4 protein-coding genes and 1 pseudogene are annotated in these 2,668 nt (G+C 38.7%); 1 reads left to right on the top strand and 4 read right to left on the bottom strand.

Going from position 1 to position 2,668, the window contains the following annotated elements:
* Positions 1–211: 211 nt before the first annotated feature.
* On the bottom strand, positions 212–388 hold the full coding sequence (locus ACYQ2O_RS11595; protein ID WP_346023886.1) for a hypothetical protein: 177 nt from the start codon (positions 386–388) through the stop codon (positions 212–214).
* Positions 381–1,058, bottom strand: coding sequence for a response regulator transcription factor (locus tag ACYQ2O_RS11600; protein WP_346023885.1), 678 nt, complete (start codon positions 1,056–1,058; stop codon positions 381–383). The genes ACYQ2O_RS11595 and ACYQ2O_RS11600 overlap by 8 nt, the downstream gene beginning before the upstream one ends.
* Positions 1,059–1,146: 88 nt before the next feature.
* Between ACYQ2O_RS11600 and ACYQ2O_RS11605 the strand changes: the two are divergent.
* Positions 1,147–1,311 (top strand): annotated as a pseudogene (locus tag ACYQ2O_RS11605) (ATP-binding protein); the annotation flags it as partial.
* 184 nt (positions 1,312–1,495) lie between these two features.
* Here the strand turns inward: ACYQ2O_RS11605 and ACYQ2O_RS11610 are convergent.
* Positions 1,496–1,792 (bottom strand): hypothetical protein, encoded by a 297-nt coding sequence (locus ACYQ2O_RS11610; RefSeq protein WP_346023884.1) that lies wholly within the window; start codon positions 1,790–1,792, stop codon positions 1,496–1,498.
* A 19-nt stretch (positions 1,793–1,811) separates the two neighbouring features.
* On the bottom strand, positions 1,812–2,543 hold the full coding sequence (locus ACYQ2O_RS11615) for a plasmid pRiA4b ORF-3 family protein (RefSeq protein WP_346023883.1): 732 nt from the start codon (positions 2,541–2,543) through the stop codon (positions 1,812–1,814).
* Positions 2,544–2,668 lie beyond the last annotated feature (125 nt).

Below are 2,668 nucleotides of genomic sequence, written 5' to 3' on the forward strand. Positions count from 1 at the left end.
AAAGTCTTTATTATTTGGGGAGAGTAAGGTATAATTCATTATGTATTGGTGAGAGAGAAAAGAAGACAGGGGAGCGTGAACTCCAATGCTGTCGCCTTTTCTCTCTTTCTTTCTGTCAGATTTGTATACGTTTCCTTATTTTACCTTTGCTGGAGACATTTGACAAGAAAAAAAGGCAATGTGATCCAGCAGTGTATTCACGTCTGCTGGATCACATTGCCTTTTTTCGCCTCTTTTTTATCGGTATAGAATGCTTTTCTACATCTATAGAAGAAGTCAGCACTGTATTGCCGACATAGAAAATGATTGCCAACACGAAGCCGATAACGACCACCATTAATAGGGCATACCAGAGAGTGACCTTTGCTTTTATCGATAATTTAGTCATGTTCTTCCCTCATCACATACCCCATGCTCCTGACTGTATGAATCAGCTTGGGAGAAGAGTCTTTATCAATTTTAACCCTTAGATAACGAATGTAGACATCTACGATATTCGATCCACCAACATAATCATAATTCCAAATATGCTGCTCAATCTTATCACGGGAAAGAACAATGCCTTGGTTGCGCATCATGTACTCCAGAATAGAATATTCTTTGCTCGACAGGATAATATCCTTCTCACCTCTTCGAACGGTCTTTTTATCTGTATCCAAAATCAAATCAGCTAGCGTAATCGTATTGCTGGTATGACCCGTTTTTCTTCTTAAAAGGACACGAATTCGAGCCAGCAATTCATCAAAGGCAAAAGGTTTGATTAAGTAATCATCCGCTCCAGAATCTAACCCGGCAACGCGGTCTTCCGTAGTGTCTTTCGCTGTCAGCATAATAACAGGCGTGTCTTTCTTTTGTGCCCGAATTCGCTTCATTAATTCGATGCCGTCTATCTTAGGCAGCATGATATCCAAGATAATGGCATCATAGTCGTTGAATTCGATATAATCCCATGCTTCTTCTCCATCAAAACACTGATCCACACCGTAATGTTCTTTTTTCAATCGTTTGGCGATAATCTCATTCAACTCAGGTTCATCTTCAACTAATAGTAAGCGCATCTGTTCTCCCTCCATAATCAGTTTTATATATTCATTATACTATCACACGTTGATTAAACCAGGATTAAAAGAGAGAGACTCTTGTTGCTACGAACAGAAATCTACACTGATTACAACGAACATTATCTTGTCTCGATGGGGAGAGCTATTTCAGAATTCTGAAATAGCCGCCGCCATTCTTGATCGCTTGGTTCATCATGTCAAAGTCTTTAAGATTACAGGAAAATCTTATCGTATGAAGGGGAAAATATAAAGGACTTCAAGAATAGACTGTCAAAAACCTACATTTTTATTCTGTCATAATTCTACAATTTTATTCTGTCATAATTCTACAATTTTATATTGCCCTTGACAGCGGGCTTCCTAATCTACCAATCATGGTCTTCCAAAAATAACAAAGTCCCGCCAGGCTAATAATGCTTGACGGGTTTTCTCTATTATCTACTTAATTTGATCAGATCCTCTAAAGGCTCATACCCTTTATCGTTAAAGACGTACTTCTGCACTTCTCCATTGATAGTGGCAGTGATCAGCCCCATCACTTGGCCTGGGTTTTTCTTAAATGTCATGGGCAACTCACCAAAAAACTCTGTCCCAAAGGATGATTCAATGAAGTCCAGTTCATTAAGATGGATTGTCCTGATGAAGTTCAAGATGTTAAACTTGATCTGTTCTTCGAGACTCAAGTCGCCAGTTTTCAACATTTTCTTTACTTCTATTTCTGAATACTTCAATTGGCTATCCCCTTTCATTTCACTTTCTATACTTATCCTCAATCACTTTGTAATTCTCGTGATTAATCTTGCCCCACTCGGTCTTCTTGTAATCAATCCCCTTAAGTCTGTCATTAATCCAATCAGGATCGTACTCCTTGAAATTCCAATCCTCAACCCAAGCCTTCATGTCACCGTGCTCTGGATGCTTTGGATTGCGGTAAGCTTGCAAAAACTCATAAAACCCATGGATCCCACCCACATCTTCTGGCGGTGCTGTCTCATCTCCATCAAGTAGAGTTGGGTAACCAAAGTAATAATCATGGGCGATCTCTTCAAGTTTAATAGTGAACCACCAATCATCACCAAAGTCATAGTTGTATCGGATCTCCTTATACTTCTCAATATAATCGTCTATCTTCAGTCCAGTAGGCTTGCGGACCTCAACCATTAACCGTTCCTGGTGGTTCTGCTCAAACTGAAGCATATTGGCGGGCATTGATTTCAGCCGATCTTCATAATACTGTTTATTCTTTATGTAGTGCTGATGCTCCATATACGCTTCCTCATTATCAGTGACGATTCTATTCTCTTTAGGAAGATCAAACTCATAGAGATGATAACCGCCTCCTGGATAACCACTCTGGAAATTGGTCACGTTCTGAATGACATCATGAAGTCTTTTATATGTAGCACCGGCAGGCATGATGACTCTTCTCCAAATTAATGGATTTGATTCTTCAAGTTCAATTCTTATAATATATGATTTCACCTGAATTATTCATACCTCTAAATGTGGATAACTATTTCTATTAAACTCACTGCTTTTTTAGACATTTTTAAGTATTAACTGTCTATCATGCCACTTTATATTCTTCTCGATTAGATCGAAAACAA

The sequence above is a fragment of the Alkalibacterium sp. m-11 genome (assembly GCF_054658155.1).

What these genes read in the sequence shown, in the direction of transcription:
- ACYQ2O_RS11595 (WP_346023886.1), bottom strand. Translation starts at nt 388, where the DNA reads ATGACTAAATTATCGATAAAAGCAAAGGTCACTCTCTGGTATGCCCTA.
- ACYQ2O_RS11600 (WP_346023885.1), bottom strand. Translation starts at nt 1,058, where the DNA reads ATGCGCTTACTATTAGTTGAAGATGAACCTGAGTTGAATGAGATTATC.